This is a genomic window from Asticcacaulis sp. AC466 (genome assembly GCF_000495815.1).
Lineage (GTDB): Bacteria > Pseudomonadota > Alphaproteobacteria > Caulobacterales > Caulobacteraceae > Asticcacaulis.
On record NZ_AWGE01000014.1, the window covers coordinates 1 to 25,718 of the forward strand.

General features: G+C 60.1%; 20 protein-coding genes and 1 pseudogene. 11 read left to right on the forward strand and 10 right to left on the reverse strand.

Features of this window, described 5'->3' with window-relative positions; genetic code table 11:
- The 5 genes and pseudogenes from AEAC466_RS44775 to AEAC466_RS36495 all read left to right on the forward strand — a co-directional run.
- A pseudogene (locus AEAC466_RS44775) lies at positions 1-314 on the forward strand (hypothetical protein); the annotation flags it as partial.
- 54 nt (positions 315-368) lie between these two features.
- A complete protein-coding gene (gene trbF, locus AEAC466_RS36480) occupies positions 369-1,106 on the forward strand; it encodes a conjugal transfer protein TrbF (protein ID WP_023458840.1) in 738 nt (245 codons plus the stop codon).
- Between the two features lie 17 nt (positions 1,107-1,123).
- Entirely contained in the window at positions 1,124-2,104 is a 981-nt protein-coding gene (gene trbG, locus AEAC466_RS36485) for a P-type conjugative transfer protein TrbG (RefSeq protein WP_023458841.1), read from the forward strand.
- Entirely contained in the window at positions 2,097-3,278 is a 1,182-nt protein-coding gene (locus tag AEAC466_RS36490) for a TrbI/VirB10 family protein (protein WP_023458842.1), read from the forward strand. The genes trbG and AEAC466_RS36490 overlap by 8 nt, the downstream gene beginning before the upstream one ends.
- Positions 3,275-3,490 (forward strand): DUF2274 domain-containing protein, encoded by a 216-nt coding sequence (locus AEAC466_RS36495; protein WP_023458843.1) that lies wholly within the window; start codon positions 3,275-3,277, stop codon positions 3,488-3,490. Before AEAC466_RS36490 ends, AEAC466_RS36495 begins: the two co-directional genes overlap by 4 nt.
- Before the next feature lie 659 nt (positions 3,491-4,149).
- On the opposite strand, the gene AEAC466_RS36500 is transcribed toward AEAC466_RS36495, so the two are convergent.
- From AEAC466_RS36500 to AEAC466_RS36515, 4 genes are all read right to left on the reverse strand, one after another.
- Complete coding sequence (locus AEAC466_RS36500) at positions 4,150-5,280, reverse strand: nickel/cobalt efflux transporter (RefSeq protein WP_023458844.1); 1,131 nt, start codon at positions 5,278-5,280, stop codon at positions 4,150-4,152.
- Between the two features lie 11 nt (positions 5,281-5,291).
- The gene (locus tag AEAC466_RS36505) at positions 5,292-5,570 is read right to left on the reverse strand and encodes a metal/formaldehyde-sensitive transcriptional repressor (RefSeq protein WP_023458845.1); all 279 of its coding nucleotides are present in this window, start codon (positions 5,568-5,570) and stop codon (positions 5,292-5,294) included.
- Between the two features lie 66 nt (positions 5,571-5,636).
- A complete protein-coding gene (locus tag AEAC466_RS36510; RefSeq protein WP_023458846.1) occupies positions 5,637-7,010 on the reverse strand; it encodes a metallophosphoesterase in 1,374 nt (457 codons plus the stop codon).
- A 71-nt stretch (positions 7,011-7,081) separates the two neighbouring features.
- Positions 7,082-9,373 (reverse strand): TonB-dependent receptor, encoded by a 2,292-nt coding sequence (locus tag AEAC466_RS36515; RefSeq protein ID WP_023458847.1) that lies wholly within the window; start codon positions 9,371-9,373, stop codon positions 7,082-7,084.
- Positions 9,374-9,608: 235 nt separating this feature from the next.
- On the opposite strand from AEAC466_RS36515, the gene AEAC466_RS36520 reads away from it, so the two are divergent.
- Positions 9,609-10,262 (forward strand): response regulator transcription factor, encoded by a 654-nt coding sequence (locus AEAC466_RS36520; RefSeq protein ID WP_023458848.1) that lies wholly within the window; start codon positions 9,609-9,611, stop codon positions 10,260-10,262.
- Between the two features lie 86 nt (positions 10,263-10,348).
- Positions 10,349-11,644: an ATP-binding protein gene (locus AEAC466_RS36525; protein ID WP_162148957.1), complete on the forward strand. Its 1,296-nt coding sequence runs from the start codon at positions 10,349-10,351 to the stop codon at positions 11,642-11,644.
- Positions 11,645-11,707: 63 nt separating this feature from the next.
- Here the strand turns inward: AEAC466_RS36525 and AEAC466_RS36530 are convergent, their stop codons facing one another.
- The 6 genes from AEAC466_RS36530 to AEAC466_RS36555 form a co-directional block, all read right to left on the reverse strand.
- Positions 11,708-12,025: a PepSY domain-containing protein gene (locus AEAC466_RS36530; protein WP_031239044.1), complete on the reverse strand. Its 318-nt coding sequence runs from the start codon at positions 12,023-12,025 to the stop codon at positions 11,708-11,710.
- A gap of 89 nt (positions 12,026-12,114) precedes the next feature.
- The gene (locus AEAC466_RS36535) at positions 12,115-15,198 is read right to left on the reverse strand and encodes an efflux RND transporter permease subunit (RefSeq protein ID WP_023458851.1); all 3,084 of its coding nucleotides are present in this window, start codon (positions 15,196-15,198) and stop codon (positions 12,115-12,117) included.
- Positions 15,198-16,196 (reverse strand): efflux RND transporter periplasmic adaptor subunit, encoded by a 999-nt coding sequence (locus AEAC466_RS36540; protein WP_023458852.1) that lies wholly within the window; start codon positions 16,194-16,196, stop codon positions 15,198-15,200. The genes AEAC466_RS36535 and AEAC466_RS36540 overlap by 1 nt, the downstream gene beginning before the upstream one ends.
- A gap of 53 nt (positions 16,197-16,249) precedes the next feature.
- Positions 16,250-17,599, reverse strand: a complete 1,350-nt coding sequence (locus AEAC466_RS36545; RefSeq protein ID WP_200863969.1) for a TolC family protein — start codon at positions 17,597-17,599, stop codon at positions 16,250-16,252.
- Between the two features lie 5 nt (positions 17,600-17,604).
- Entirely contained in the window at positions 17,605-18,621 is a 1,017-nt protein-coding gene (locus AEAC466_RS36550; protein ID WP_023458854.1) for a YncE family protein, read from the reverse strand.
- A 94-nt stretch (positions 18,622-18,715) separates the two neighbouring features.
- The gene (locus AEAC466_RS36555; RefSeq protein WP_023458855.1) at positions 18,716-19,153 is read right to left on the reverse strand and encodes an EamA family transporter; all 438 of its coding nucleotides are present in this window, start codon (positions 19,151-19,153) and stop codon (positions 18,716-18,718) included.
- A gap of 327 nt (positions 19,154-19,480) precedes the next feature.
- Here AEAC466_RS36555 and AEAC466_RS44780 point away from each other — a divergent pair, with 327 nt between their 5' ends.
- From AEAC466_RS44780 to AEAC466_RS36575, 4 genes are all read left to right on the forward strand, one after another.
- Complete coding sequence (locus AEAC466_RS44780; RefSeq protein ID WP_162148958.1) at positions 19,481-19,903, forward strand: hypothetical protein; 423 nt, start codon at positions 19,481-19,483, stop codon at positions 19,901-19,903.
- Between the two features lie 96 nt (positions 19,904-19,999).
- Positions 20,000-21,235 (forward strand): TolC family protein, encoded by a 1,236-nt coding sequence (locus tag AEAC466_RS36565; RefSeq protein WP_023458857.1) that lies wholly within the window; start codon positions 20,000-20,002, stop codon positions 21,233-21,235.
- Positions 21,235-22,518 (forward strand): efflux RND transporter periplasmic adaptor subunit, encoded by a 1,284-nt coding sequence (locus tag AEAC466_RS36570; RefSeq protein ID WP_023458858.1) that lies wholly within the window; start codon positions 21,235-21,237, stop codon positions 22,516-22,518. The genes AEAC466_RS36565 and AEAC466_RS36570 overlap by 1 nt, the downstream gene beginning before the upstream one ends.
- A gap of 9 nt (positions 22,519-22,527) precedes the next feature.
- The gene (locus AEAC466_RS36575) at positions 22,528-25,692 is read left to right on the forward strand and encodes an efflux RND transporter permease subunit (RefSeq protein ID WP_023458859.1); all 3,165 of its coding nucleotides are present in this window, start codon (positions 22,528-22,530) and stop codon (positions 25,690-25,692) included.
- Positions 25,693-25,718: the final 26 nt, after the last annotated feature.

Sequence of the window (25,718 nt, forward strand, 5' to 3'; positions counted from 1 at the left end):
CCTTGGCCGGCGGCGGCGCACAGGCCTTCGGTGCCATCAAGGCCGCCGCCGGCATGTCCGGCGGGTCGGGCAGTGGTGGAGCAAGTGGAAGCGGCGGCGCGCCGAACGGCGGGGGTGGCGGAGGCGGAGGTTCGCCGCCGAATGCGCCGAAAGGGCCTTCTGGGAGTAGCGGCGAAGATACGCCACCGGCCTGGGCCAGGCGCCAGCACGAACAGCATCGACGGCAGGGCCACATCCATATGATCCAATCCGCCATCACGTCGGGTGACCAGGGCGGCAGCGGCCCTGCGCCGGACATCACCGACAAGTCCTGATTTTTACCGTTTTCCATACTGCCTGTGTCACGGCTTAACCCCGAAGGAGACCTCATGTTCAAACGCATTATCCAGAAATATGGCGATACGCCGGAGCCTTTCACACCCTACCAGAGGGCGGGTGAGGTATGGGATCGACGCATTGGCAGCGCGGCCGCCCAGGCCGCCAATTGGCGGGGGCTGGCCTTCAGTGCGGTGGCGGTGAGTGCGATTCTCTCTTTTGGTCTCATCTATCAGGGCAGCCAGAGCCGCGTCACCCCTTATGTGGTCGAGGTCGGACCGGGGGAGGGCGTGCGCGCCGTGGCGCCTGCGTCGGAGACGATCAAGCCCAGCGATGCCCAGATCACCTGGTTCCTGTCGCGCTTCGTTACCGATGTGCGGTCACTGCCCACCGATCCGATTCTGGTGCGGCAGAACTGGCTGGAAGCCTATGTCTTCGCCACCGACGACGCGGCGCGCTTCCTCAACGAACAGGCCCGCTTGAATGATCCGTTTACGGATGTCGGCAAGCGGTCGGTCACGGTGAGCATCGCCAGCGCCGTGCGCGCATCGGCGAACACGTTCCAGGTCAAATGGGTCGAGCAGGTGTTCGCGTCCGGTAGTCTCGTCTCGACCACGCGGTGGACGGCCCTGTTAGGCGTTCGCCAGAAGACTCCCAGAACCGCCGACGTCCTGCGCAAAAACCCGCTGGGTCTCTATGTCACGACGCTCGCCTGGTCGAAAGACTACGGCGGCGAGGTCGCGCCCGCCAGTCCATCGCCCTACCTTTCTTCCCCCATTGTTCAACCCTGATCCTGAGGAGCCCTGATATGCGTCTGATCTGTCTGCCACTTGTGCTGTCTATGTCCAGTTTGGCCGCCTGTGCGGTTGCCGGCACACCCTTGGTCCCCCCGGACTTCGTTGCCGCCAAGCGGTTGATGAGCGTTGCACCCACTGTGACCGTGCGATCGCTCGATACGCCGGCCGTGCCGGCCGGCCTCATTATGTCAATGCCAGTAACGTTGTCGGCAACGTCTGTAGGACCAGGCGCAAAGCCGCTTGACCGCATAGCCGCCGCCAACAAGGCGGCGGTTCAGGAACCGCGTGCCGACGGATTTATCAGCGCGATCCAGATCTACCCCTATATGGAAGGGGCCCTCTATCGTCTCTACACGGCGCCGGACCGGGTGTCCGACATCACCCTCCAGGCCGGCGAGGGGTTGATTGCGATTTCTAGCGGCGATACCGCCCGGTGGATCATCGGCAATACCAAAAGCGGCGCGGGTGCAGATGCCCGCGTGCATGTGCTGGTCAAGCCGCAGTTGACTGGGTTAAAGACCAACCTGATCATCGCCACTGACCGCCGCACCTACCATCTCCAGATGGAAAGTACACCGGCCACTGCGATGGCGGCCTTGTCCTGGCGCTACCCGAAGGATGAACTCCTTGCCCTTCAGGCGGCGGAGAAGCAGGTCGAGGCGGCGGCGCCAACCGCCGACGCGATTGCGCTGGAGAAGGTACACTTTGGCTATGCGATCACCGGCGCCACGACCGCGTGGCGGCCCGTGCGCGCTTTCGATGACGGCGCCCGTGTCTATATTGAATTCCCCAAAGATCTGTCGACCACCGAGGCGCCGCCTTTGTTCGTTGTGGGAAAAGGCGGTCAGGCGCAACTCGTCAATTATCGCCTGAGCCGGAACTACTACATTGTCGAGGGCCTGTTCGAGGTTGCCGAACTGCGCCTCGGAGAAAAACCACAGGCGATTGTGCGGATCACCGCCGATCGGAAGGGCGGTAAGCGTCATGACTGAGCCGGAAAAAGTGGACAAGGTCGATCCCGAAACCCTGGTCTTGCGCGCCAAACCGCGCCACGTCATCCGCATCAAACGCAACCTGCTCATTGGGCTGGCGGGCGTCGGCTGCGTCGTCCTTGTCGGCTTGACCTGGGTGGGATTGGCGCCCTCCCTGATCCAGCCGGTGGCCCCGTCTGTTGACGACAAAGACCCGGAAAAGCACAAAGCGGGCCTTCCCGATCAGGTTGCTGGTCTGCCGAAAACCTACGCCGACGTGCCGCAACTGGGCGAGCCGTTACCGGGCGATTTGGGCAAGCCGATCCTTGAACACAGGCGGCTTCATGGCGACGTGACGCTGGCAGAGCCGGGCGTCCCAGCCCGCGTTACGCCATCGTCGCCGGCCACAGACCGCACAAGTGGCCTGTTTTTTCAGACAGGCTCGACCGCACCCGCCGAGCGGCCCATCACGGCGAATCCAAACCTTCCCATAAGTGACAATCAATCATTGATGGCCTTGGCGAACTTGTCCCAACCATCGTCGCCATCGGCCTCAAAGACAGCCTTTCTCGAAACGGCGAACCGAAGCGCAGGTGTCAATCCCTACGGCATTCAAGTGCCGGCGAGCCCAAACATCGTGATGGCCGGCACGGTGATTTCCGCCGCGTTGATCACGGGCCTGAACTCTGATCTCCCAGGCACCGTTCTCGCGCAGGTCACGAGTGATGTGCATGATGTGACCGGACGGGTGACCCTCATTCCGCAAGGGACGCGGCTGATAGGCAAATACGACAACACCGTTTCGTTCGGTCAGTCGCGCGCGCTCATCGTCTGGCAGCGCCTGATCTGGCCGGACGGACGATCGCTGCAGATCGACAACATGCCGGCCTCGGATAGGGCGGGCTACGCCGGACTTTACGACCGGGTATCGTTCCATACGGCCTCCCTGCTCAAGGGCATAGGACTGTCCACGCTGCTGGGGCTCACCGGCGAACTCGGAAACGATAGCGATGATGACCTGGTCAAGGCTTTGCGCCAGTCCGTTCAGCAGACCGCCAACGAAGCCGGCCAGAAGATCGTCAGCCGTCAACTCGACGTTCAGCCTACCCTGACCGTGCGACCCGGATGGCCGGTTCGGGTCATCGTGCAAAAAGACCTGGTCGTTTCCGTAAGCCAGGAAGGAGAAAGGCCATGACCGATATAAAATTGCCCAGACTCCCCGATCGCACGCCGATCAAACTTACGATCACGGTCGGCGCCGACCTGAGCCAGGCCCTCAAAGAGTATGCCGATCTGTATCGGATCCAGTACGGCGTCCAGGAAACGGTCGGCGACCTGATCCCCTTTATGCTTGAGGCCTATTTGCAGAGCGATAAGGGGTTCAGCCGGACTTCACGCAAACCCTGAAACCCGGTCCGTCTGTCCGTTTTTTTCCCAAGGCCCCGGCAACTGGCTGGTGTCTAGATGACGACATTCGGACGTTTGCTTACTGGCCAGGACGATGCCACGCCTGGACGGCCCCCCCCCCCCCTGTGTTGGAGCACAGGATTAGTGGTTTAGACCGCAATCTCACGAACTCTTGCGTAATGTTTTTAGGATTCTCCGAAGCGCATAGACAAAGCAGGACTGGCTCGGTAACCCAGCAAACCAGTGACGAACGCGGTTCACATAGAAGGCATTGCCCGCGTGTGTGCTCCCCAATGAAGGCGAGAGCGATAATGGCTGTTCCCGCTCTTATCCACGTCATGCTGGCTGGCGTCATCGCCTCGATAGGATAAATCTTCGAGGTGCAGTTACTGTCGATGGCCCAACAGCGGCTGGGGGGCGATCCCGTTCCCGTTCCGTGCTGGTCTGCGTAAGCCGAGAGGCCTCCACCGCCAATCGCGGCATGTGAAGGGTTTCATGACGCGCAAGGAGGGTTCAGCCAAAGTCAGGTTGGCATTCCACAACGCAATCCATTGGATACCCCTAGCCTCCAATGGACTCTTGTGGGACCGAAGACCACAATAGAAACGGGAGGTCAGTAAGGATGGAAGGGGGCGCCTCAACAAGCGCCCCCGCGCCGGTCAAAGGAGACTTTGCAGTCCATGCCAGCACACATATAGGCCGACTAAGATGATGAGACTGCTGGAGAGGTAAGGCGCGTTGCGGGCAAGTTTCCCAAAGCCCGACCAGCGTTTGCTGACCTGTTTAACACTGATCGCGGCGATCACGCCGGACAGAACCAGGGTCAGGGCCAGGCCGATGCTGAAACACAGCACGAGCAGCGCGCCCAGCGGCACCTGTTTCAGTTGCAGGCATAACAGAAGAATGGTGATGGAGGCCGGGCAGGGGATCAATCCGCCGGTCAGACCAAAAACAATGATCTGGCCCGTCGTCACCTTTTGCTGACCGGCAAAACGCCGGCGAATATCGTCGGCATGGGCCAGTTCATGGGCATCCTGATATTCGAGCGACCCGGCCTCAAGGCCTGCCAGTTCGGGAGAGGCATGGTGATGGCCATCTTCGGTGAACTCCACGTCATAGTCGTGACTGTGGTTGCCGTGCGAGAGGCTTAAGCGGACGACAAATTGATGCGGTTCGGGGATATCATCAAGCGTTTCAAAAAATCCGCCGCGCTGAGCAAATTCGAAATTCTGATCGGTTCCGTCCGGCCGAGTGGTGCGCACATGCATATCGCCCGCCCTGTAATGCAATAAGGCGTTTTTGCTCTCCGCCGAGAGCCGAAACCGGGGCGGTTGACCGGCTTCAAAAATTTCCAGCTTTACAAGACCGTGGCCGGTATCAATAACGCGGGTTTCGTCATGGGAATGGCCGTGCGTATGGTCGTGGCCGCGTTTGTATTCCGGCTGATGTTTCCACGTCTGGAAAAACATCCAGGCGGCGATGGCGATAATCAGCCCGCCGGACGCCAGTTGGAAATAGGGCTCCGTGGTTTCCGCGTCGAACTTGCCGCCCAGAAAATACATGCCGACCATGGCGATGATCCACACGACCGCGGTATGGGAAATCGTCGCCGCCAGGCCGAGCAGGGCCGCCTGCTTTACCGTACCCCTGACGGCGACAATAAAGGCCGCCATCATCGTTTTGGAATGGCCGGGTTCCAGCCCGTGAAGCGCGCCCAGCAGGATCGCGGTGGGAACGAATATCCAGAGGTTTACGGCGCCTTGTTGTATGAGCGCGGCGATATCGGGCATGGAAAAACTTTCTATTTCAGGTAGGTGCGCAGCACGTCGAGTAAATCATCCGCGCCTCTGGCGTAAACCGAATCCGGCGCGTGATCCGGGTCGATGACGTGATGGCGAACATGGTCATCAATGACCTCAATCGTCAGTCCGTTGATCGCCCCCCGGACCGAAGCGATCAGATGCAGGATGTCACCGCAGTCCGCGCCGTCTTCCAGCTTGCGCTCTACCCCATCCAGTTGCCCCTTGATGCGGCGAATACGACCGATGAGCTTTGCTCGGTCCTTACTTGTGTGAGACATGACGCGTCCTCTTTAATATAGGGGGGTAACCTATATTTAGTTGGGAAGGGTCATGCAAGGCCCGATTTATCGTACGACCGCCTTTTGGCAGACAGAGGTTCGGCCGTTGATGTGGCAGACATTCACGACCTTACCGTTTCCATCGTGAACCTCGGCCCGCCATTTGCCATCGCCCATACGCTCCAGTGTCATGAAGCCAAAGCCGTCGACCCAAGAGCTGAAATGCTGGATGACCGCGCCCGGAAACGGCTCGAGACCCTCAGGCACCACGGCTGGCAGGGGCACGCGGTCTTCCTGTGTGCCGGAGAAACCGGCCACGAACTGCGATGGGAAATTGGTCTTAAAGCTGACCTGTTCCCACAGATGGACATGGCCGGACAGGATTACATTGACGCCCTTCGGCATGATATACGGATTACGCGCACCGAAGGTGGAGGCCAGCGCCTTGTTCCCCGCCACGATGGCATGGGTGCTTTCATCCGCCGCGACGGCCAAAAACGGATAATGATCGACTGTGAAAGTGAATCGGGCATGCTTTGACAAAGCATCGACCTGATCATAGGTGTCGGTATATTGCGCGAAACGCGGATCATCCTGAGGTATCGCCTCGCCGCCGGCATGGGACAGATCCATCACCACAATCTGTGCGCCGCCGCCGAAATCGACGGCATAGGGGGAGCTGTAATCACCGGTGACATCATGGGCCGGGTCGTTGCAGTCGCGGTGCAGTTCCATCGGCCGTGGATCGAGGAAGCGCCACCAGCCTTGCCCGGCACGCGAACAGCTTTCGTGATTACCGCGCGCCAGAATGAGCGGCGCAGCCTTCAGCATCGGCGCGCCAGGCGCGAAGAAATCGGCGTCCCATGTATCCCAGCCGTACCCCCAGGGCGATCCGGCGCAGCCTTTTTGATCATCAGGGCAGGGGTTTTCGCGGTAATTATAGTCTCCAACATGGATGACGGCGTCGGGATGCCATTTGGCGACTTCGCTGGCCACCTGCGCAAACGGGTAGGCTTTCGGGTCATTGCAGGCCTGCCAGACATTATCGGCGGCCTTGAGGCGGCAGCCGGTGTCCCCGATGACCACGAGCCGGTCGAGACGGCGTTTTCGTACCGGCAGACGCTGCTGGCCGATCGACGCCGTGCGCGTGCCGGCGGGCAAGGGCGCCTCGCAGGTCAACACATTGAACACTGAGGGTTTGGACAGGTCAGGTTTGGACTGGGTGGGACGCTGTGGCTCGGTTTCGGGCAGGGCGCGCGCCTGCATCCGGTGTGTGTGGCCGTCGATAACGATGTGGGGACAATGATCCGCCTGGGTGATCAGTCGTGCCTCGGCGGTTTGGCCCTCGCCCAGTACGACATAGGGAATGTCCGCCGCGCGAACCGAAGGGGCGAAGGCGGTCACAATGGCCAGGCTCAACAGGATTTTCAGCGGCTTCATGGCGTCCTCGCAAATGAAAAAGGCGGAACGGTTTGTCTGACCGTTCCGCCGAAGGGGATGGAGCTAAAGGGTTAGAACTTCGCAGAAAGGGTCAGCATGGCATTGGTTGGCGCCTGGAAGTAGTATTGGTCATACGGCGCGCCATTGACGCTGATCTTGGTGATGTTGCGGCTGTCGAGCAGGTTATCGACCTGGATCTTGGCGGTGTAACGCTGGCCGAAGTCGTAGGACAGGGACAGGTCGACATTGTCATAGGCCTTGATCTTGTAGTCGGCCGGTTGGCCGTCAGCCGCCCATTGCTCCCCGACCTGCTTGAAGGTCAGAGCAGCTTTGACCGGACCATTGCGATAAATGCCGCCAAAACCAAGGGTTGATTTCGGCGCCTGGCCGATGGTCAGGTGCGTGTCGTTCGATTTGGCCGAGTTCAGCGAAGCATTGGCGAAGACGGTCAGGCCCATATCAAACGCGTAGGCCGCCTGGCCTTCGATGCCCTTATAGGTGACCGCGCCCTGATTGTAGCAATAGACGTTGTTGCAGGCGAACTTGTTCTTGAAGTCGATCTGATAGATATCGGCGTCGAGTGAGACATGGCTGCCGTTGTAAACCGAGCCGAACTGATAATTGGTGGTCTGTTCCGGCTCGACCGTGTTCTGGCTGATGTCGTTGACATAGAGATCCTTCAGCGGCGGCACCAGGAAGCCCTGGGCATACTGGCCATAGAGCGACCAGTTCTTTTGCAGTTTGTAGTTCACCGTCAGGAAGGGAAGGGTCTTGCGGAAGGTTTCGGCCTGTGGCGTCGAGATATAGGACAGGGTCGGCTTGGCCTTGATCTTGCCGGCCAGGTTGCGCGTGAACTGAATGTTCTTCAGGCCCGGCGTGATGGTCAGATTGTCGGTCGGCGTCCAGATGAAGTCGGCGAAAAGCTGGTACTGCGTCCACCAAGACCGCTCGTCATACTGCACCGATCGGTCGTCCGGATTACATTTGACATTGGTCGTGCCAACGGTTTCCGCGGTGACGCAGTTCTTTTCGCGGTAATCCTTGATGCTGGTGTCATAAGGATCGTTCGGATTGATCTGGTAGTCAAAGCGGTGGCGGAGGGTATCCGAGGTTTCGGCCAAAGCGCCCATCTTAAGCGTACCGAAGCTGAACTGCTTGTTGACGCGCAGAATGTTGCCGTTGACGTCGTAATAGTTGAACTTGTCGTAGCCGCTGAGCGCGGTTGGGTTGCCATTGGCTAGGGTCGGCTTGGCCGGCGAGGTCAAGGGATTGACGCCGGCGGCATAGCCATAGGTTCCCGGGGCGGTTTGACCGGTTACATCCAGAGCCGACAGGGTCTTGTTGGAATAGAAGTAGGTGTAAACTGTGTCATCCAGGGTCCAGCCACCGCCGAGGTCGCCTTCCAGTTTGGCGTAGGCGAAGGCGGTGTTCTTCAGGATTCGGTTGTACTTGTAATAGGTCGGGCTCGACGGATCATTGGACATATAGAAGTCCTTGCCGTACTGCGCCACCTGAGCCAGGGTCGCGCCGTCATTGTCCGGCTGGTAGCTGAAGTTCTGGTTATGTGTGGCCAGGACGGTCAGCTTCCACTTGTCACCGAACGGCTTTTCGATCTTGAATTCCCAATTGTCGCTTTTCAGGCCGAAATGGCTGAGCGCGCCATCGGTCTTGCGGGTTTGCAGGTTGATGAGGGCTTTCAGGCCGCCGGTGTTGGCAATCTCACCGGTCTGGAAGATCGACACCGCCTGATACGAATTGAACGAGCCATAGGACAGCTTCTGGATGAAGCTGGCGTCATCCGTCACCTTATTGGAATACATATGGATGGCGCCGCCGAAATTGGCCTGGCCCAGATCGCCTGCCATGCCGGGACCGCGATCGACGACGAGCGCGCCGATGGTCGAGGCCGGGAAAAAGGTGTTGGAGTGGTGCGACGGATCGTTGGTGTCGCCATAGGCGATACCGTCATAGGTCACATTGTATTCGCCGTCCTGGAAGCCGCGCAGCACCAGCTTGGCGTCCCCGTAACCGGCGCCATTGCCTTGCGTACCCGAAACGCTGGGCGCGATCTGGGCGACGTTGGTGAAATCACCGGTTTCCGGCACGACAAGGTCGATATAGGGACGAGAAATGATGGATTGCGGCTGGGTGGCGTCAACGCTGGCCTTGGTCGGCGCGGTGGCGGCGGCTTTAGAGCGCTCAGCCTTGACGATTATGGTCGTGATCGCCTTGTCGCTGACGTCGGGCTGGTCGGCCTGTGGGGGTGTATCCTGCGCCAGGGCGGCGCCGGCAACGAGTGATAATAAAACGGCGGAGGAAGCCAGAAGGACCGTCCGGCCCGAGCGGCGATAAGTTGATGACATATGGAAAGCCCCACGATCTGAAAAGCGCAAACCGCACCGTTTGGCGATCTGTCGTGCTGGGGCAGATGTCACCAGACTGTGACGCTTGGGCTGCACTTCAATGACACAACGATGACATCTGGCGCGCCGGACAATCCCTATTGGATGTGTACCATTTCCGTCATGATCTCCTTCAGTTTCGCTTCAGTTTTCCGTGCTATCGATACATTCGAGAGTATTTGGATGTGATTTGAATATGCGCATTTTGCTGGTTGAAGACGACGACCTTCTGGGGCGGGCGTTGAAAGCGGGCCTGGAGCAGGCGGGTCATACGCCAGAATGGATGACGGACGGCGAAACGGCGCTCGAAGCCTTGCGGAGCAGTTCGTTCGATGTCGTGGCGCTGGACTTGAATTTGCCACGCATGTCAGGGATCGACGTTTTGAATAAGGTGCGCCAAACGTCCAAAATACCGATCGTCATCATGACGGCGCGGGATGCCCTGGAACAGCGTATCGAAGGTCTAGATCTGGGGGCCGATGATTATCTGGTCAAGCCTTTCAAGCTCATCGAATTGCTGGCGCGTATCCGCGCTGTGGTCCGGCGTGCGCAGGGATTGGCGCAATCGATTATCGTCCATAAGGACATTGAGCTGGATATGACCGCGCATACGGTCAAGCGGGCCGGCAATTGGGTAAAGCTGACCGCGCGGGAATACCAGATATTGGCCTTGTTGATCACACGCATTGGACGCATCATGAGCAAGAGCGAAATAGAGGAGCAGGTCTATAGCTGGGAGGGCGAGGTCGAAAGCAATACCATTGAGGCCGCGATCTACACGATCCGCAAGAAACTCGGCAAGGACCTGATAACCAATGTACGTGGCGTAGGCTATGTGGTTCCGGATTGACTTTCATGGCCCCTTCACAGTCATCACACCTGAGCGCACCGGGGTGGCGTCGCTCCCTTTCTACGCGGCTTCTCGCGGGGGTGTTGTTGCCCACCGTTGCGATCATGATCTTCATTGGCGTGTCCGCCAATATGAGCGCGCGGTTTGAGATCAACGAAGTCTACGATGCCCAACTGGCAACTGCCGCCAATTTTCTGCGCTATTATAAGGATGATATTCGCACCGCGCCGAGTGTTGTTTCTGGTACGTCGGGCCTCGCCCTCAATCCCGCCGCCCGCGGCGGCCTGACCGAATATTCGCGGTGGCGCCGGTTTCGCGTGTGGCGGCAAGGCAAGTTGGTACTGGCCTCTGGCGATGTCAGCGCGCTTGGCGCACCTCTGCCCGCCGGCTATAGCGACCTCACGGACGCACAGGGACAATGGCGCTTTTTTACAGTCTACATGCCCGAGACACAGGAGATTATTGAAGCCGGTGAAAATGTCAGAGCGCGGGGCGAACTGATTGAGCGCGTATTCTGGGGGCTGATCCTGCCGCTAAGCCTGGCGCTACCCTTGCTTGGCCTTGCCATTTGGCGCGGTATTATCTGGGGCCTGAAGGACTTGCGGATGTTCGCCGCATCGGTACGTGAACGTTCGGCGGACAATCTGACACCCATCGACACCGAGAACGCGCCGACGGAGTTGCAAGTCCTGTCCACCTCAATCAATGGACTTTTGAAAACCGTTTCCATATCTTTGGAACAGGAGCGTTTGTTCACTGACAATGCGGCTCACGAACTGCGCACGCCATTGGCGGCGATCAGAACGCAGACCGAGGTGGTGACTGGGGCGCGTAGTGCCAAGGAGCGTAGTGCGGCCTTGGTAGAGCTGACCAAAGGGGTCGATCGGGCCGCCCGCCTAATGGACCAGCTTCTCACCCTGGCGCGTTTGCGGCAAAATGCGCCGCCGGTTATGCAAATCAGTCTGCAGCAGGCCGTCTCGGATGCCGTTAGGGATTTGTATAGCGAGGCGCTCCTGAGGAGCATTGGCTTTAATATCGGCGGCGACCCAAATGGAAACGCCAGCGCGAACCCGGCCCTGGTGGGCGTCATTTTGCGCAACCTGATCGACAACGCGATAAAGTACGCCCCCGAAAACAGCGACATAGACATCGATATCTCGCAAGGCAGGATTGTGCTTCGGGACAGGGGGCCGGGCATACCGGAAGACGAGCGCGAGAAGGTGTTCGCCCGCTTTTACCGTGTGAAGGGGACGCGCGTGCAGGGCAGCGGCCTGGGGCTGGCTATAGTCCGCATCGCGGCGACCCAGACCGGTGTCGACGTCAGGCTTTTCACACCAAACGACGGCGTCGGTCTGGGTGTATGCTTGCGTTTTTCCGCCTGAACAAGGTCGTTACGTCTAACGACCCCGCGTCGAGGCGGAAATTTGAACGCGCTTGGTTCAGGCTCAATCGGGATTTTTGCCCTCAGGGGCATTCTCAAGGATGGCGCCGGACTTCGCGTCGACACCGACCTCATAGGTCTTGCCATCAGCCTTGATATCAAAGGAATATCGCAAGCCACTGCCGCCTTTTTCCTTTTCCAATTCCTGATCGGTCACCGTGCCCGGGCGCGCTTTCAGAGCGATCTGCTTGGCATCGTCGATTGTGACCTTGGCGTGTTTGGCCAGTTTCTCGCCCTGATAGGCTGCATGGCTGTCGGCTGCCATGGCCTGTCCACCCAGTAAGACTAAAGCCGTGGCGGCAAGCGTAATTACGGTTTTCATATCCATCTCCTGTGCAGGAAAATCCCTGCAATAAGGAGAGTGCGCCTGCAAACTGAAGCCACGCTGAAAGGATGCAGGCTAAAGCAAGGTCATTTCGGGCCAATTGCGGCGGAGGGGGTGGCCTCCGGGCTAAGGGATGGCTTGGAAGACAAGACGAGTATCATGGCCGGGAGAAACAGCAGGAGAAGGGGCACGGCGGCGAACAGTCCGAAGATGATGGCCGTGGCCAGAGGCTGTTGCAGGCCAGCGCCGCGGCTGAGACCCAGGGCCAGCGGCGAAAGGGTCAATATGGCGATCAGGGCCGACATCAGGATTGGCCGCAGGCGCTTTTCCCCGGCGTCGCGCAGGGCCTGTACGGTAATGGGACCATCCGTCTCGATTTCAGCCAGATAGAAGATGGCCAGTTCGGTGACCATGCCCACCACCATGGTCAGCCCCATCAGGGCTGAGATGTCGAGTTCAATGCCGGTCAGCCACAAGCCACACATAACGGCCGCGACGGACAGCAGCACGGTGCCCAGGGTGGCGATCGTCCAGGCGACACGATGGAACAAGACCGTCAGCAACAGGGCGGCCAGCAAGAGCGCGGCGCTGAACACCATGGCCAGGTCGGTAAAACTTTTTTGCTGTTGAGCGTACATGCCGCCATAATCGACGCGCACAGACGCGGGAAGGTGCAGGGCTGCCACTGTGGCGCGCACCGCCTTCATTGCTGAGCCGAGGTCACGGCCTTCCAGGCGCGCGGTGACCGCGACAAAGGGCGCGAGGTCTTCGCGGGTCAACTGCTTTTGGCCGGCGACAACCGATACGGTGGCGATCTGGTTGACCCGTAAGGCGTGGCCATCGGACGCCGTCAGCGGCAGGCTTGCCAACATATCGGCACGTTGCCGCAAGTCCTGCGGGCCGCGCACGCGCACGGCGATAAGCTGTTCGGCTAAACGCATCTGCGTGGCGATAGACCCGCCGATCAGGGTTTCCAGTTGTGATGACACCGCTCCGGCGTCCAGGCCCTGCTGCGCGGCGAGGCCGGGATCAACCTGTATGCGGATGGTGTCGCCGGCCACACGCTGGCCATCGACCACCTCGACCACACCGGGGATCTTGCCGATGGCATTGCCGACTCTTGTGGCGCTGTTACCGAGTTCGGCGGGATCATAGCCAAACAGCTTGACCTCTATAGGCTGGGGCACGGCGGTCAGGTCGCCGATTAGGTCCTCCATTAGCTGGGCGGTTTCGATCTCAAGGCCTGGCACCTTGGCGGCGATCTGTTGACGGATGTCCGCCATGACGTCTTCGATATTGCGCCGCGAGCCTGATTTAAGACGAATAAAATAGTCGCCTTCATCGGCCTCTGTCAGGCCGCCACCGAGCTGGGCGCCCGTGCGCCGTGAATAGCTGGCGACTTCAGGCGTGTGGGTGATGATGGTTTCAACCTGACGCAACAGCCGGTCGGTATCGCTTAGAGCGGCGCCGGACTGGGCCTTGTAATCGAGGATAAAGCCGCCTTCATCCATTTTGGGCATGAAGCCTGAAGCCAGATGTGTCCAGGCCAGGCCGCCGGCAATGATAAATATGACGGCGATGCCGCCCGCGAACAGATGGGCGTTGCCAAAGACAGCAGAGCCGGCCTTGTGATAGAGCCCGATCAGCCCGCCCATAAAACCATTGGCGCGTTCAGCGGCCGCCGCATCCTTGTCACGCAGCCAGTGTGCCGCCAGCAAAGGGATGAAAAAGCGGGCATAGAGCAGTGAAACAAATAGGGCCGCGACCATGGTGACCGCCAGGGCCTTGAAGAAGCCCCCGGTGACGCCGCCGATGAACGCCAGCGGCAAGAAGACGATGATGGTGGCGGCGGTCGAGCCGAAGAGTGGTCCGCCCATCTCGGCGGCGGCAACCAGAAGGCTCTTGCGGCTCTTGCTTTGCCCTTCCTGCATCCGCCGCATCATGTGCTCAAGCATGACCACGGCATCATCAACGACCAGACCGACCGCCGCCGCCATGCCGCCCAGGGTCATCATGTTAAAGCTCATGCCCAGGGAAAACAGGACCAGGCAGGTGGCGGCCAGAACCGCAGGCAGCATGAGGCCGGTTATCAGCATAAGCCGCACGGAGCGCAGGAACAGGAACAGCACCAGGCCTGCCAGAAGTGCGCCTAGAAGGATGGCGTCGCGCACCGAATCGGCGGCGCCGATCACCAGCTCCGACTGGTCATAGAACGGTGTCACCGTCACACTGGGCGGCAGCCCGGTTTCTTTCAGGCGCGCTGTGATGGCCTTGACGATCTTGACGGTATCGCCACTTGGCGACTGATGGATATTGACAAGAACCGCCTCGGTGCCGTTGGAAGTGATGCGCGTATAGTTGGGCTCGGTAGAGGGGTGGATGTCCGCCACCTGTCCCAGGGTTACGACCCCGGCAGCGTCCGCCGCCGTCTTGACGGGCGTGGCCGCGAGATCGGCGATGGACGCCAAACGGTTTTCAGCCAGCACGAGGTAAAGCCTGTGGCGGTCTTCGATCCTACCTAGGCCGGCAACCTGATTGGCCTTGCCGAGCGCCGTTGTAATGTCGGAAACACTGAGGCCTAGACCTTGCAGTCTGGCCGGATCGATATCGACCTCGATTTCGCGTGGCGCGCCGCCGAGGATGTCAACGCCGGCGACTTGAGGCACACCCGTCAATGCCGGGCGGACCTTGAGTTCGGCCAGTTGGCGCAGGGCGGCCGGGTTCAGCGTTTTTGAGGTCAGGGCGATGCCGAGCACGGGAAAAACCGTCGGGTCGGAGCGGTTGACGGTGAAGCGCGTGCCGGCAGGCAGATCCGTGATCAGGGTGGCGAGGGCGCTTTGCGTGGCCAGCTTGGCGGATACCATGTCCTCGCCCCATCCGAAGCTCAGGGCCACCTCGGCCGAACCACGGCTCGTCGTCGAGCGAATGCGCGTTACGTTGGGGACGGCGCGCAGGGCGATCTCGACCGGCCGGGTGATTTCCGCCGCCATCTGATCGGCGTCGCGGTCGCCGGCGTCGATCGCCACAACGACGCGCGGGTAGTTGATGTGCGGAAACAGGCTGACCGGCAGATTGAAGGCGGCGATGAGGCCACCGATGCTCAGAAGGATCACCGCCAGCCATATGGCCGGCGCCAGACGTTGCAGATGTGTCTTTTTGTCCTCAACCATCACTTCAACCGCACCTTCATACCGTCATCCAGCGCGGTGCCGCCCGCCGTGACGACACGGTCGCCGGCCTTAAGGCCTTGGGTGATGGCGATGCGATCGCCGCTCTGCGCCCCCGTCATGACATCGGCGCGATGTGCGATGCCGTCTTTTACGACAAAGACATAGGGTTGGCCGCCATCGTCCAGCAGGGCGTTATAGGGGATTGTCAGCGCGGCGGCGCTGGCCGTTACCGCCAGGTCGCCCTGCAACGGCTGGCCGATGCCTAGGTGCGTGCCTGCAGGAATGGCAGCGATGACCGGCGCCAGCCGCGTGGCGGGATCAACGACCGGGCTCGCCGATATAACAAAAGCGTCGAACGCCGGGCCATCGGGCGGGGTGATATGGATACGCGCGCCGGCTTGAACCTTTTGCGCCAGGGTCGGATCCAAACCGAAACGCGCCCGCAGATTTCGCGTGGAGGCAAGATTGGCGAGCGGCGTACCGGCGGCCACCAGAGTGCCGGGGCTTTGCGTCACCGCCACGACATAGCCCGCCTCTGGCGCGCGCAAAACAAGATTGCCGCTGCGCTGTGTCGCGGCGGCGAGTGCGGCCGCTGAAGACCTGGCCGCGGCGGCAGCCGTTTCGACCTCGGCGTCGCTGACCAGATTGTCGGCACGCAACCGTTTGGCACGCGCATAGGCCGCCTCCGCTGTCGCTGAATCCGCCCTGATCCTGACCGCGTCTGCCTGGCTTGTCTGGCTGGGCGTCAGATGCACCACCATCTGGCCGGCCTCCACGGCGGTGCCTACGGGCGCATCGATTGCGCCGACCACGGCCTCAAGAGGGGCCACCAGAACGGCGGCGCCGCCGGCACCCGTGTCCGTAACGCCGTAGACGGAGACGGTCTGGTCGACGCCACCGGTTTCCGCCTGCCCCAGAGAGACGAGCGCAACTGGATCGGAACCGGTCTCTTCCACCGGTTTGCCAGAACAGCCGTCAAGCAGGATCAGGGTGGCCATCAGCGGTGTTGTCCATGCGAAACGAGATGTTCCGTGTTTTGTATGTCTCAAAGTCATTTCGGCCAGCGTCCTTGTGGCAGTCCTGTCAGCAATTCCAGGCTGATGGTGAGTTCGGAAATATCCTGCTCGGCCTGATAGACCTGGCTTTGTTTGTCGCGCAGCGCCTGGGCGGCAGCCTCGGCGGTGGCGGGGGACAGGTCTCCGCGCTCTGCGGCTTTGGCCGTCTTGTCACTGAAGCCCTGTACGGCCGGCAGGTCTGCTAGTAGCCGTTCGCGTTGCGCGCGCAGCCGCATGATCTCCGTCACGGCGGCGGTGATATCGGTGCGGGTCTGGAACAGGCGGGCGTCGTATTCGGCTTTCAGCGCGGCGCGGGTGGCGCTTTCCACAGCGATGCCGCCGCGGTTGCGGTTCCACAGGGGCAGGGTGAAATCGACCGCCGGACCTACCAGTACATTATTCGCGGAGTCCCGATTGGCGTTGAGGGTGAGATTCAGCGCCGGAAACTGATCCAGAACCGCCTTGTGCAGCGCGTTTTCCTGTGCGGCATAGCCGTCACGCAGGGCCGCCAGATCGCTTCGCTGGGTGATGGCAAAATCTACCAGTGTCGTATAGGGCGGCGGAGTATCCGGCAGGACCGCCGGGGCCAGGGTCAGGGTGGTTTCGGGCGGAAGGCCCAACATGCGGGTCAGTTCAAACCGCGCGGCCGCCAGGCTCCGCTGGCTTGTCGTGTATGCCTCCGTGGCGGCCGCCGCGCCACTGCGCGCGGTTTGCAACTGATCGCCGGCGAGATCGCCCCGGCCTGCAGCGCGTGAAGTTCGCTCCAGAAGGCTGTCCTGAGCGGACTGGCTGACAGCGTTTATGGCCAGTTGCCGCTCTAGCAAGGCAATGCGAACCGCCTGCAGGCGGGCTTGACCGGCAGTTTGCCATTCGGCCCAGGCGAGATCAAGATGCACCTGCCGGCTAGCGGCCTGGGCTTGTGCTTTCACGACGCCGCGTGTGCGAAGGGCATTGAGATCAAGACCAAGGGCGGCCGTCAGATTCGCCAGCGTATCCGGCCCGGACAGGACGCTGTCGCTGCCGAGGCTGAAACTGGGATCGGGCATCAGACCGGCGGCAAAGGCTTGCGCATCGGCCACATCGGCACGGGCGCGCAGGGCCTTCAGATCGGGATTGGCGATGACCGCCAGCGTGGCGATGGCGTTGCCATCCAGCGGTAGCGATAGATCGATGGTGACAGGGGAAAGATAGGGACGTGCTGTGCCGTCGGCGAGATACGCCTGCGAGGTCACAGGTGGGACTTTAGCAAGCGGATCGGGCGCGTAGCGGGCGCAGGCGCTAAGGCTGGCGACCAGCGCCACGACAAGCAGGGCGCGCCCGCAGGCAGGCTGTAAGCGTATGGACACCACGCTTATGGCCCCACCACGAGTACGGCAAAGGTGTCGGGCACGATGGAGGGTTTTTTGCCCGGCGCTTCCGGTGGGCCATAATCGGCGAAGGGCAGATAGATGCGGCCCGTATCGGGGTCGAGCGCCGCCGTGCGCGCGCCCGGCCGGGTTGTCACCACATCGATCACTCTTGGCGCGCCATCAAAACTGATGACGGTGAGGGCGCCAGCGCCGGATGGGATATAGCCTCGCTTCGTTCGGGCATCATAGAGGGCGCCGTCGGCATGCAGACCAATGGGCAGGCGCGCCACCTCGGCACCGGTATTGGCATTGGTGACGCGGGCAAAGCCATTATTGCAGGCGGACAGAAGCAGGTTTTGACCCGAGATAAGCGCCAGGCCGGACGGTTCATCGCAATCTTCCAGCGGGTAGGTCGCCTTCACCGTCAAGGTCTTGGTGTCGATGATGACGATGGCGTTCTTGTCCTCAAGATGGGTGTAAAGAAGGCCATTGCCATCGGCGCCGCCGCTTTCCGGCGCGCCGGCAAGAGGTATTTTCCCCGTCGGGCGGCGGGTCGCCGGGTCTATCACGTCGATTGCGTTGCCGGCATTGTCGAGGACGAAAATCGCGCCGGTCGCCGGATCGCTGATGGCGCCATCGGGCTTGCTTCCGGTCGGGATATCGCCCAGACGGGCCCCTGTCAGGGCATCGACGAATGTCGCTTGATTTAGCTTGCCCTGGGTCAGTAACAGGGTCTTGCCGCCATCAAGCGGCAGGGCGATATGCGCGCCATTGGCATCCGCGAGGTGCGGCGTGATCGCACCGGTCACGGTATCTATCGCGGCAATGCTTGTGCCGTGGGTGACGTACAGGCGTTTCGTGACCGTATCGAAATTGGTATAGTCCCAGCCACCTGTGCCGCCGATCTTGTAAGTCTCAATGATTTTCAAGCCGCTGTCGCCGGCAAGGGCAGGGGAGGTCGATAAAATAGCGAGTATGGAAGCAGCGGCAAGGGCGAATTTCATGGGCCAGGCTTTCATGTTGTTACGTCTATGTCTTAGACTCCCAATATGAAGGCAAACTGAAATTTAAGTCTTCTGGCCTAAATATTCCCTTTTACTTTGGCAATTAGGATCAGCTTCGCCAGGCGACGAGGATAGCGCCTATAGCGATCAGTCCGACCCCCAGCCAATTGGGCGGTGACAGTTTTTCCCCCAGAAACAATACGGCGAATACGGCGACGAAGACGACGCTCAACTTGTCGACCGGGGCGACACGGGCGGCGTCCCCCAGCTTGAGTGCGTGGAAATAACAGAACCATGACGCGCCTGTCGCCAGGCCGGAGAGGATAAGAAACTGCCAGCTCCGGCTGGAAATACTGGTCGGGGCTTGCCAGCTCTGCGTCACCACAACCATCAAACCTGCGGCGATGACGATGACGATGGTGCGAATAAAGGTGGCCATGTTCGAATTGACGGCCGCGACTCCCACCTTGGCGAAAACGGCTGTAAGGGCGGCAAATATCGCCGATAATACGGCCCAGAACGGCCAGGAAAGGGTAACAGATTTCACGTCAGATTTCCCTTTCAAGGCCGGAGCATGTCAAGCCTGACGGAGCATAGACCTAATGCCAATTCCTAATGCCAATTTTGGCTACGCGTCAATCTGGCAAGGTGAAGAGGCCTTCTGCTGACGTGGAAGATTGGCTACGAAAACAGCTGTAAACAAGTCTATGCGACGTTCGTAAACTGGTCGCACTTGCGCAAGTTCTAAATGCGCGCGGCGTAGTTTTCGTGACGAAAGGCGTCATTCTCGCAAGGGGCTGGTCATTTTTTCTAAAGCATTGTACGAGACAGTATCGTTACGTGATCGTTTGCGTCGCTCCCGCTCAGGGCTCTGATGAAATTAGTAGGCAAATTCCTGCTGTCGCGCCTTTGGGCCTTCACCGCCATCCTGTTTATGGTGGCGACGCTTAATTCCGCCTACGCGGCAGTTCAAGCCGACCTTGCGATCATCGATCATCAGACGCACGGTGATACCCGATTTGCCGACGGTGGTTGGGGCGTGCACTGCGATGGATTGATCGTCGGTTGCCAGGGACATAGAGATCCACCTGTGAATTCCTCCGACTCTGACGCACCAGGTCAGGAGCACCATCATCATATGAGTGAGAGCAGCGCCGGAACCCTCGCCGACATGCGTGAACCGGATCGCCTATCTGCCTTCTTCTCACTTGTTCTCAGGCCCGGTGAAGCCGACAGGCTGAGCGGGCGTAATCCTGCAACCATCGACCAGCCTCCGCGTGTTCTGAGCCGCATTTAAGTGCAACCGCGCCAAGCTTTGGCGTGCTCAGAAACATAGCGAGAGACTTCAATGATTTCCCCAAAATTGCGCCATAGTTGCGCAAAGACGATGGCCATGCGCTTTGCTGGCCTTTCACTGGCGTGGGCGATATCCGCCTTCGCCGTTCAGGCAGAAACCCTGCCGCTTTCCGTGGCCATGACCCGCGCCGCGGAGGCAGACCTAAACCGAGAAGGTACGGCTCAAAGATTGGCGGCCGTGAAGGGCAGCCTTCTTCAGGCCGGTGTCAAACCTAATCCCAGTCTGGCGCTTGAGGTTGAGAATGCCGTTGGCTCAGGTCCTTACAGCGGTATTGACCGCGCCGAAACCACACTGAGTTATCAGCAAGTTCTGGAAAGTGGCGCTAAACGGCAGGCCCGGATAGAGGTGGCGTCAATAGAGCGCGATCTGGTCGTTGCCGAGGGGCGGATCCGGTCATTGAACCTTATGGGCGAGGTCGAGGGGGTTTGGATTGAAGCCGTCGCCGCCGAGGCTGAGGTCCGTATCGCCGAAGAACGTCTCAAACTGGCAACCGATACCCAAGGCGAAATTACAAGACGGGTCAAAGCCGCCCGCGACCCGCTTTTTGCAGGTTCCCTTGCAGATGCAGATGTCGCACGCGCGCAGATCACCCTGGATCAATCGAGGCAGATCGCGGCATCCTTTAAAGAAAGGCTCGCCGCCTATTGGGGCGGCACGACGGCGTTTGATCTTGACCCGGCCTGGCTTGAGGACCTCACGGCATCAACGGCGCTGCCAACGATCATGGAAACGCCGGATATTGAACGCCTTCGGGCACGCCAGCGTATAGCAACGGCACAAATCAAACTGGAAACGGCGAGAGGTGTACAGGACCCAACCTTGTCCGCTGGGGTTCGTCATTTCAAGGCGGATGGCGCTGTGGCCTTTGTGATAGGCGGATCTCTGCCAATTGGCCGCTATGACACCAATAAAGGGGCTATTGAGCGCTCTCGTGCCGACGCCCTGGCGGCTGCCACAGATATCGAGGCGAGTGACCGTGTTCGCATGCGGGACATTGCTGCGATCACGCCGAGGCTTGTCAGCTATGCCGAGGAGGTGAAACGGCTCGACGCCGAGGTTATCCCAAAATCCCAGCGCGCCGTCTCTCAGGTACGTGAAGGCTTCGCGCGCGGTGGCTTTACCTATCGTGATGTCATTGGCGCGCAAGACGCGCTCATCTCCATCAAAGAGCGCCGTCTGTCTGTGCTCAAAACCTTTCATCTGGAACGCGCCCGCCGTGAGCAACTGGCTGGCCAGTGGGTTCCCCTCATTCCCGTGCAGGAAGCGAACTAATGTTACATAAAATGAATCCGAGCAACCGACGTTTCTGGCTGGCCGGCGCGGCGGTATTGGCGATGACCGGCCTTGTCGCCTGTTCCGATAAGAAGGCTGTCAAAGATGAACATGGTCATACCGAAGCGGGCCATGAGGAGGGCGCGGAAGAGACGGCCAAGGGACCGCATGGCGGCCGCTTGCTGGAAGACGGCGACTTTTCGCTTGAAGTCACTATTTTTGAAGATGGCGTCGAACCTGAATTCCGCTTTTATCCTTACCTCAAGTCCAAGCCGCTCGATCCAAAGTCGGTAACGGTCAACACCACCCTGACGCGGCTGGGCGGCAAGGTCGATAGCTTCAGCTTCGCACCCGAAGGCGATTTCCTGAGCGGGCAGGGGGTGGTGCGTGAACCGCATTCTTTCGATGTCGCCATCAAGGCGACGCATAACGGCAAGGTCTCCACCTGGTCCTACCAATCCTACGAAGGCCGCACGACGATCGCACCGGACGCGGCGGTCAGCGGGGGCGTGGTGGCGGAAGCGGCAGGTCCGGCCGTTCTTGCTGAACGCATCGACATGTCGGGCAGGGTTGAGATTACCCCAGAAGGCAAGAGTGAAGTGCGTGCCTGGTATCCGGGTCGCATTATGTCGATGAACGGCGAACTGGGGCAGGCGGTACGCAAGGGGCAGGTTCTGGCGCGGGTCGAATCGAGCGAAAGCCTGCAAACCTATTCTATCCCGGCGCCGATCTCCGGCGTCATCATGGAAAAGAACGCCAATGTCGGCGGCGTGGCCTATGACAGCCCGCTGTACGTGATTGCCGATCCTAATTCATTGCATGCCGAGTTTTTTGTTTTTCCGCGCGACGCCGAGAAGATCAAGGTCGGCCAGGACGTTGAAGTGCGGACGCTAAGCGGGGACACCAAGCTATTGGCGAAGGTGGAATCACTTCTCCCCAATGCTGATCCCACCACACAGACCCTGATGGCCCATGTTCACCTGCCGCCTGGGGCCTCGGCCAATTTCCGTTCAGGACTGGGCGTCGAGGGCAGCTTCGTCGTCGGATCGCAAAGCGTTCCCTTAGCGGTTCGGACCGAAGCGATCCAGCGCTTCCGAGACTTTCAGGTGGTGTTCGCCAAGGTCGGCAACACCTACGAGGTGCGGATGCTCAAACTTGGCCGTCAGACGCCGGAATGGACCGAAGTCCTCGACGGCCTCGTAGCCGGTGAGGTCTATGTCACCAAGGGCGCCTTCCTCATCCGCGCGGACATCGAGAAGTCCGGCGCGAGCCACGATCACTAGGGGGGCATCATGTTAGAAAAAATCATTCATCAGTCGATACGACATCGTTGGCTCGTACTTCTGACCGTGCTCGCCTTGTGTGCGCTCGGCGTATACAACTTTCAGCGCCTGCCGATCGACGCCGTGCCGGATATCACCAATGTGCAGGTTCAAATCAATACCGAAGTAGCCGGTTATTCCCCGCTTGAGGCCGAACAGCGCATCACCTATCCGATCGAAACGGCGATTTCAGGCTTGCCCGGCCTCGAATATACCCGCTCGATCTCACGTTATGGTCTGAGCCAGGTGACGGTCGTCTTCAAGGACGGCACGGACCTCTATTTTGCCCGTCAGCTCGTCAATGAGCGGGTGCAATCGGCCAAAAGCCAGTTGCCAGCGGGCGCGGAGCCAACCCTTGGGCCCATTTCGACCGGCCTTGGCGAAATCTTCATGTACACGGTCGAGGCCAAACCCGGCGCCGTCAAGTCCGATGGCACGGCGTGGAATTCCGAAGACCTGCGAACCTTGCAGGACTGGGTCGTCAAGCCGCAGCTTCGCAACACGCCGGGCGTCACCGAGGTCAATACCATCGGCGGATTCGAGCGGCAGTATCATGTCACGCCCTTGCCGGAACGCCTGTCGGCCTATGGTCTGACCATGTCAGATGTTATCAAGGCGCTGGAAGGCAACAACGCCAACCGCGGCGCAGGCTATGTCGAAAAAGCCGGTGAACAGTATCTGGTGCGCGTGCCGGGGCAGGCGGCCACCATCGCCGACCTGTCGTCGATCGTCGTCCAGACACGCTCCGGCGTGCCGATCCGCGTGGCCGATGTCGCCGATGTGGCGCTGGGCGAAGAACTGCGAACGGGGGCTGCAACGCAGGACGGCAAGGAGGTTGTGCTCGGCACGGTCTTTATGCTGATCGGCGAGAACAGCCGCACGGTCGCCGAAGCGGTGGCAAAACGGCTGGAGGTCGCCAACAAGGCCCTGCCGTCTGGCGTTCAGGCAGTGGCGGTCTATGACCGGACCGATCTGGTCGAGCGCACCATCAAAACGGTCGAGAAAAACCTGACGGAAGGGGCCCTTCTGGTCATCGTCATACTGTTCCTGTTGCTCGGCAATTTCCGCGCCGCCATCATCACGGCCCTGGTCATCCCGATCGCCATGCTGATGACCATTACCGGCATGGTCGAAAACAAGGTGTCGGGTAACCTGATGAGCCTGGGCGCGCTCGATTTCGGCCTGATCGTCGATGGCGCGGTGATCATCATCGAGAACTGCCTGCGCCGTTTCGCTGAGGCGCAACACCATTATGGCCGTCTTCTGACCCGTGACGAACGTTTCAGCCTGGCGGCCAAGGCCAGCGATGAGGTCATCAAGCCCAGCCTGTTCGGCGTGCTGATCATCACTATCGTCTATGTGCCGATCTTCGCCTTGCAGGGCGTCGAGGGCAAGATGTTCCACCCGATGGCCTTCACGGTCGTCACCGCCCTGACCGCGGCGCTGGTCCTCTCCCTGACCTTCGTGCCGGCCATGGTGGCGATGTTCATTACCGGCAAGGTGCAGGAAAAGGAAAGCTGGTTTATGCGCGGCGCGCGTAGGGTCTACGAACCCGCCCTGAAGGCGGCCTTAGCCATGCGTGTCGTGGTCATTGGTTTGGCCGTGGCCTTGATGGTTATATCAGGGTTTCTTGCTACCAGACTGGGCGCCGAATTTATTCCCAATCTCGATGAAGGTGATGTGGCGCTTCATGCCCTGCGTATTCCGGGCACCAGCCTGACCCAGGCCGTGAAGATGCAATCAGCTCTGGAAGCACGTTTGAAAGAGTTTCCCGAAGTCGATCGCGTCTTTGCCAAATTGGGCACGGCGGAGGTGGCTACCGACCCGATGCCGCCGTCGGTCGCCGATACCTTCGTCATGCTGAAGGACCGCAAGGCGTGGCCTAACCCAAAGGAGCCCAAGGATAAATTGGTCGCTCGCCTACAGGCGGCGGTCGAGCAGATTCCCGGCAACAATTATGAGTTCACCCAACCGATCCAGATGCGCTTCAACGAGTTGATCTCCGGCGTGCGCTCCGATGTGGCGGTGAAGATCTTCGGTGACGATCTCGATAAACTGCTGGCCAGCGGCCAAGGGGTACAGGAGATCATGGAAAAAATACCGGGCGCCCAAGACGTCAAGGTCGAGCAGGTCACCGGTCTGCCGGTGCTTCAGGTGACACCCGACCGCGTCGCCATGGCGCGTCTGGGCCTCAATGTCTCCGATATTCAGGATGTTGTTTCGACGGCCCTTGGCGGTACGGAGGCAGGGCAGATATTCGAAGGTGACCGTCGTTTCGATATCGTCGTGCGTTTGCCGGAACATATCCGCTCAAACGTCGATGAGATTGGCCGGCTGCGTGTACCGGTTCACGGCGCCACTGGCGATCCATCCGGCATGATGGGGTTCGTTCCCTTGTCGGAGGTGGCGACGATCGACATGGTCGTCGGGCCGAACCAGATTAGCCGGGAAGATGGCAAGCGCCGCGTCGTCGTCACTGCCAATGTGCGCGGCACCGATCTGGGCACCTTTGTCACGGCGTTGCAAACCCAGGTCGACCAAAACGTCAAACTGCCCGAAGGTTACTGGGTGGATTTTGGCGGGACGTTCGAACAACTGACCTCGGCGACGCAGCGTCTTCAGATCGTCGTGCCAATCGCGCTGGTGTTGATCATCGGGCTGCTCTTCATGCTGTTCGGCAATATCGAGGACGCCCTGATCGTCTTCAGTGGGGTGCCTCTGGCGCTGACGGGTGGGGTTATAGCCTTGGCGATGCGGGGAATTCCTTTATCGATCTCGGCAGGTGTTGGCTTCATTGCCTTGTCTGGGGTGGCGGTGCTCAACGGTGTCGTCATGGTGACTTTCATTCGCTCGCTCATCAAGGAAGGCAAGACGCTGGATGCCGCTATATACGAAGGTGCGTTGACACGACTCAGGCCGGTCCTGATGACCGCTCTGGTAGCGTCACTCGGCTTCGTGCCCATGGCATTCAATGTCGGCGCCGGCTCCGAGGTCCAGCGACCTTTGGCGACGGTAGTGATCGGCGGCATCGTGTCATCGACCCTGCTGACCCTTCTGGTCTTGCCGGCCCTCTACCGGCTGGTCTATGGGCGCAAAAAGGGACCGCAGACCGCGATCGAAAGAGAGGAAATGTAAACTCAGCATCGAACCGGGACGTGCCC

What these genes read in the sequence shown, in the direction of transcription:
- trbF (WP_023458840.1), top strand. Translation starts at nt 369, where the DNA reads ATGTTCAAACGCATTATCCAGAAATATGGCGATACGCCGGAGCCTTTC.
- trbG (WP_023458841.1), top strand. Translation starts at nt 1,124, where the DNA reads ATGCGTCTGATCTGTCTGCCACTTGTGCTGTCTATGTCCAGTTTGGCC.
- AEAC466_RS36490 (WP_023458842.1), top strand. Translation starts at nt 2,097, where the DNA reads ATGACTGAGCCGGAAAAAGTGGACAAGGTCGATCCCGAAACCCTGGTC.
- AEAC466_RS36495 (WP_023458843.1), top strand. Translation starts at nt 3,275, where the DNA reads ATGACCGATATAAAATTGCCCAGACTCCCCGATCGCACGCCGATCAAA.
- AEAC466_RS36500 (WP_023458844.1), bottom strand. Translation starts at nt 5,280, where the DNA reads ATGCCCGATATCGCCGCGCTCATACAACAAGGCGCCGTAAACCTCTGG.
- AEAC466_RS36505 (WP_023458845.1), bottom strand. Translation starts at nt 5,570, where the DNA reads ATGTCTCACACAAGTAAGGACCGAGCAAAGCTCATCGGTCGTATTCGC.
- AEAC466_RS36510 (WP_023458846.1), bottom strand. Translation starts at nt 7,010, where the DNA reads ATGAAGCCGCTGAAAATCCTGTTGAGCCTGGCCATTGTGACCGCCTTC.
- AEAC466_RS36515 (WP_023458847.1), bottom strand. Translation starts at nt 9,373, where the DNA reads ATGTCATCAACTTATCGCCGCTCGGGCCGGACGGTCCTTCTGGCTTCC.
- AEAC466_RS36520 (WP_023458848.1), top strand. Translation starts at nt 9,609, where the DNA reads ATGCGCATTTTGCTGGTTGAAGACGACGACCTTCTGGGGCGGGCGTTG.
- AEAC466_RS36530 (WP_031239044.1), bottom strand. Translation starts at nt 12,025, where the DNA reads ATGAAAACCGTAATTACGCTTGCCGCCACGGCTTTAGTCTTACTGGGT.
- AEAC466_RS36535 (WP_023458851.1), bottom strand. Translation starts at nt 15,198, where the DNA reads ATGGTTGAGGACAAAAAGACACATCTGCAACGTCTGGCGCCGGCCATA.
- AEAC466_RS36540 (WP_023458852.1), bottom strand. Translation starts at nt 16,196, where the DNA reads ATGGCCACCCTGATCCTGCTTGACGGCTGTTCTGGCAAACCGGTGGAA.
- AEAC466_RS36550 (WP_023458854.1), bottom strand. Translation starts at nt 18,621, where the DNA reads ATGAAAGCCTGGCCCATGAAATTCGCCCTTGCCGCTGCTTCCATACTC.
- AEAC466_RS44780 (WP_162148958.1), top strand. Translation starts at nt 19,481, where the DNA reads ATGAAATTAGTAGGCAAATTCCTGCTGTCGCGCCTTTGGGCCTTCACC.
- AEAC466_RS36565 (WP_023458857.1), top strand. Translation starts at nt 20,000, where the DNA reads ATGCGCTTTGCTGGCCTTTCACTGGCGTGGGCGATATCCGCCTTCGCC.
- AEAC466_RS36570 (WP_023458858.1), top strand. Translation starts at nt 21,235, where the DNA reads ATGTTACATAAAATGAATCCGAGCAACCGACGTTTCTGGCTGGCCGGC.
- AEAC466_RS36575 (WP_023458859.1), top strand. Translation starts at nt 22,528, where the DNA reads ATGTTAGAAAAAATCATTCATCAGTCGATACGACATCGTTGGCTCGTA.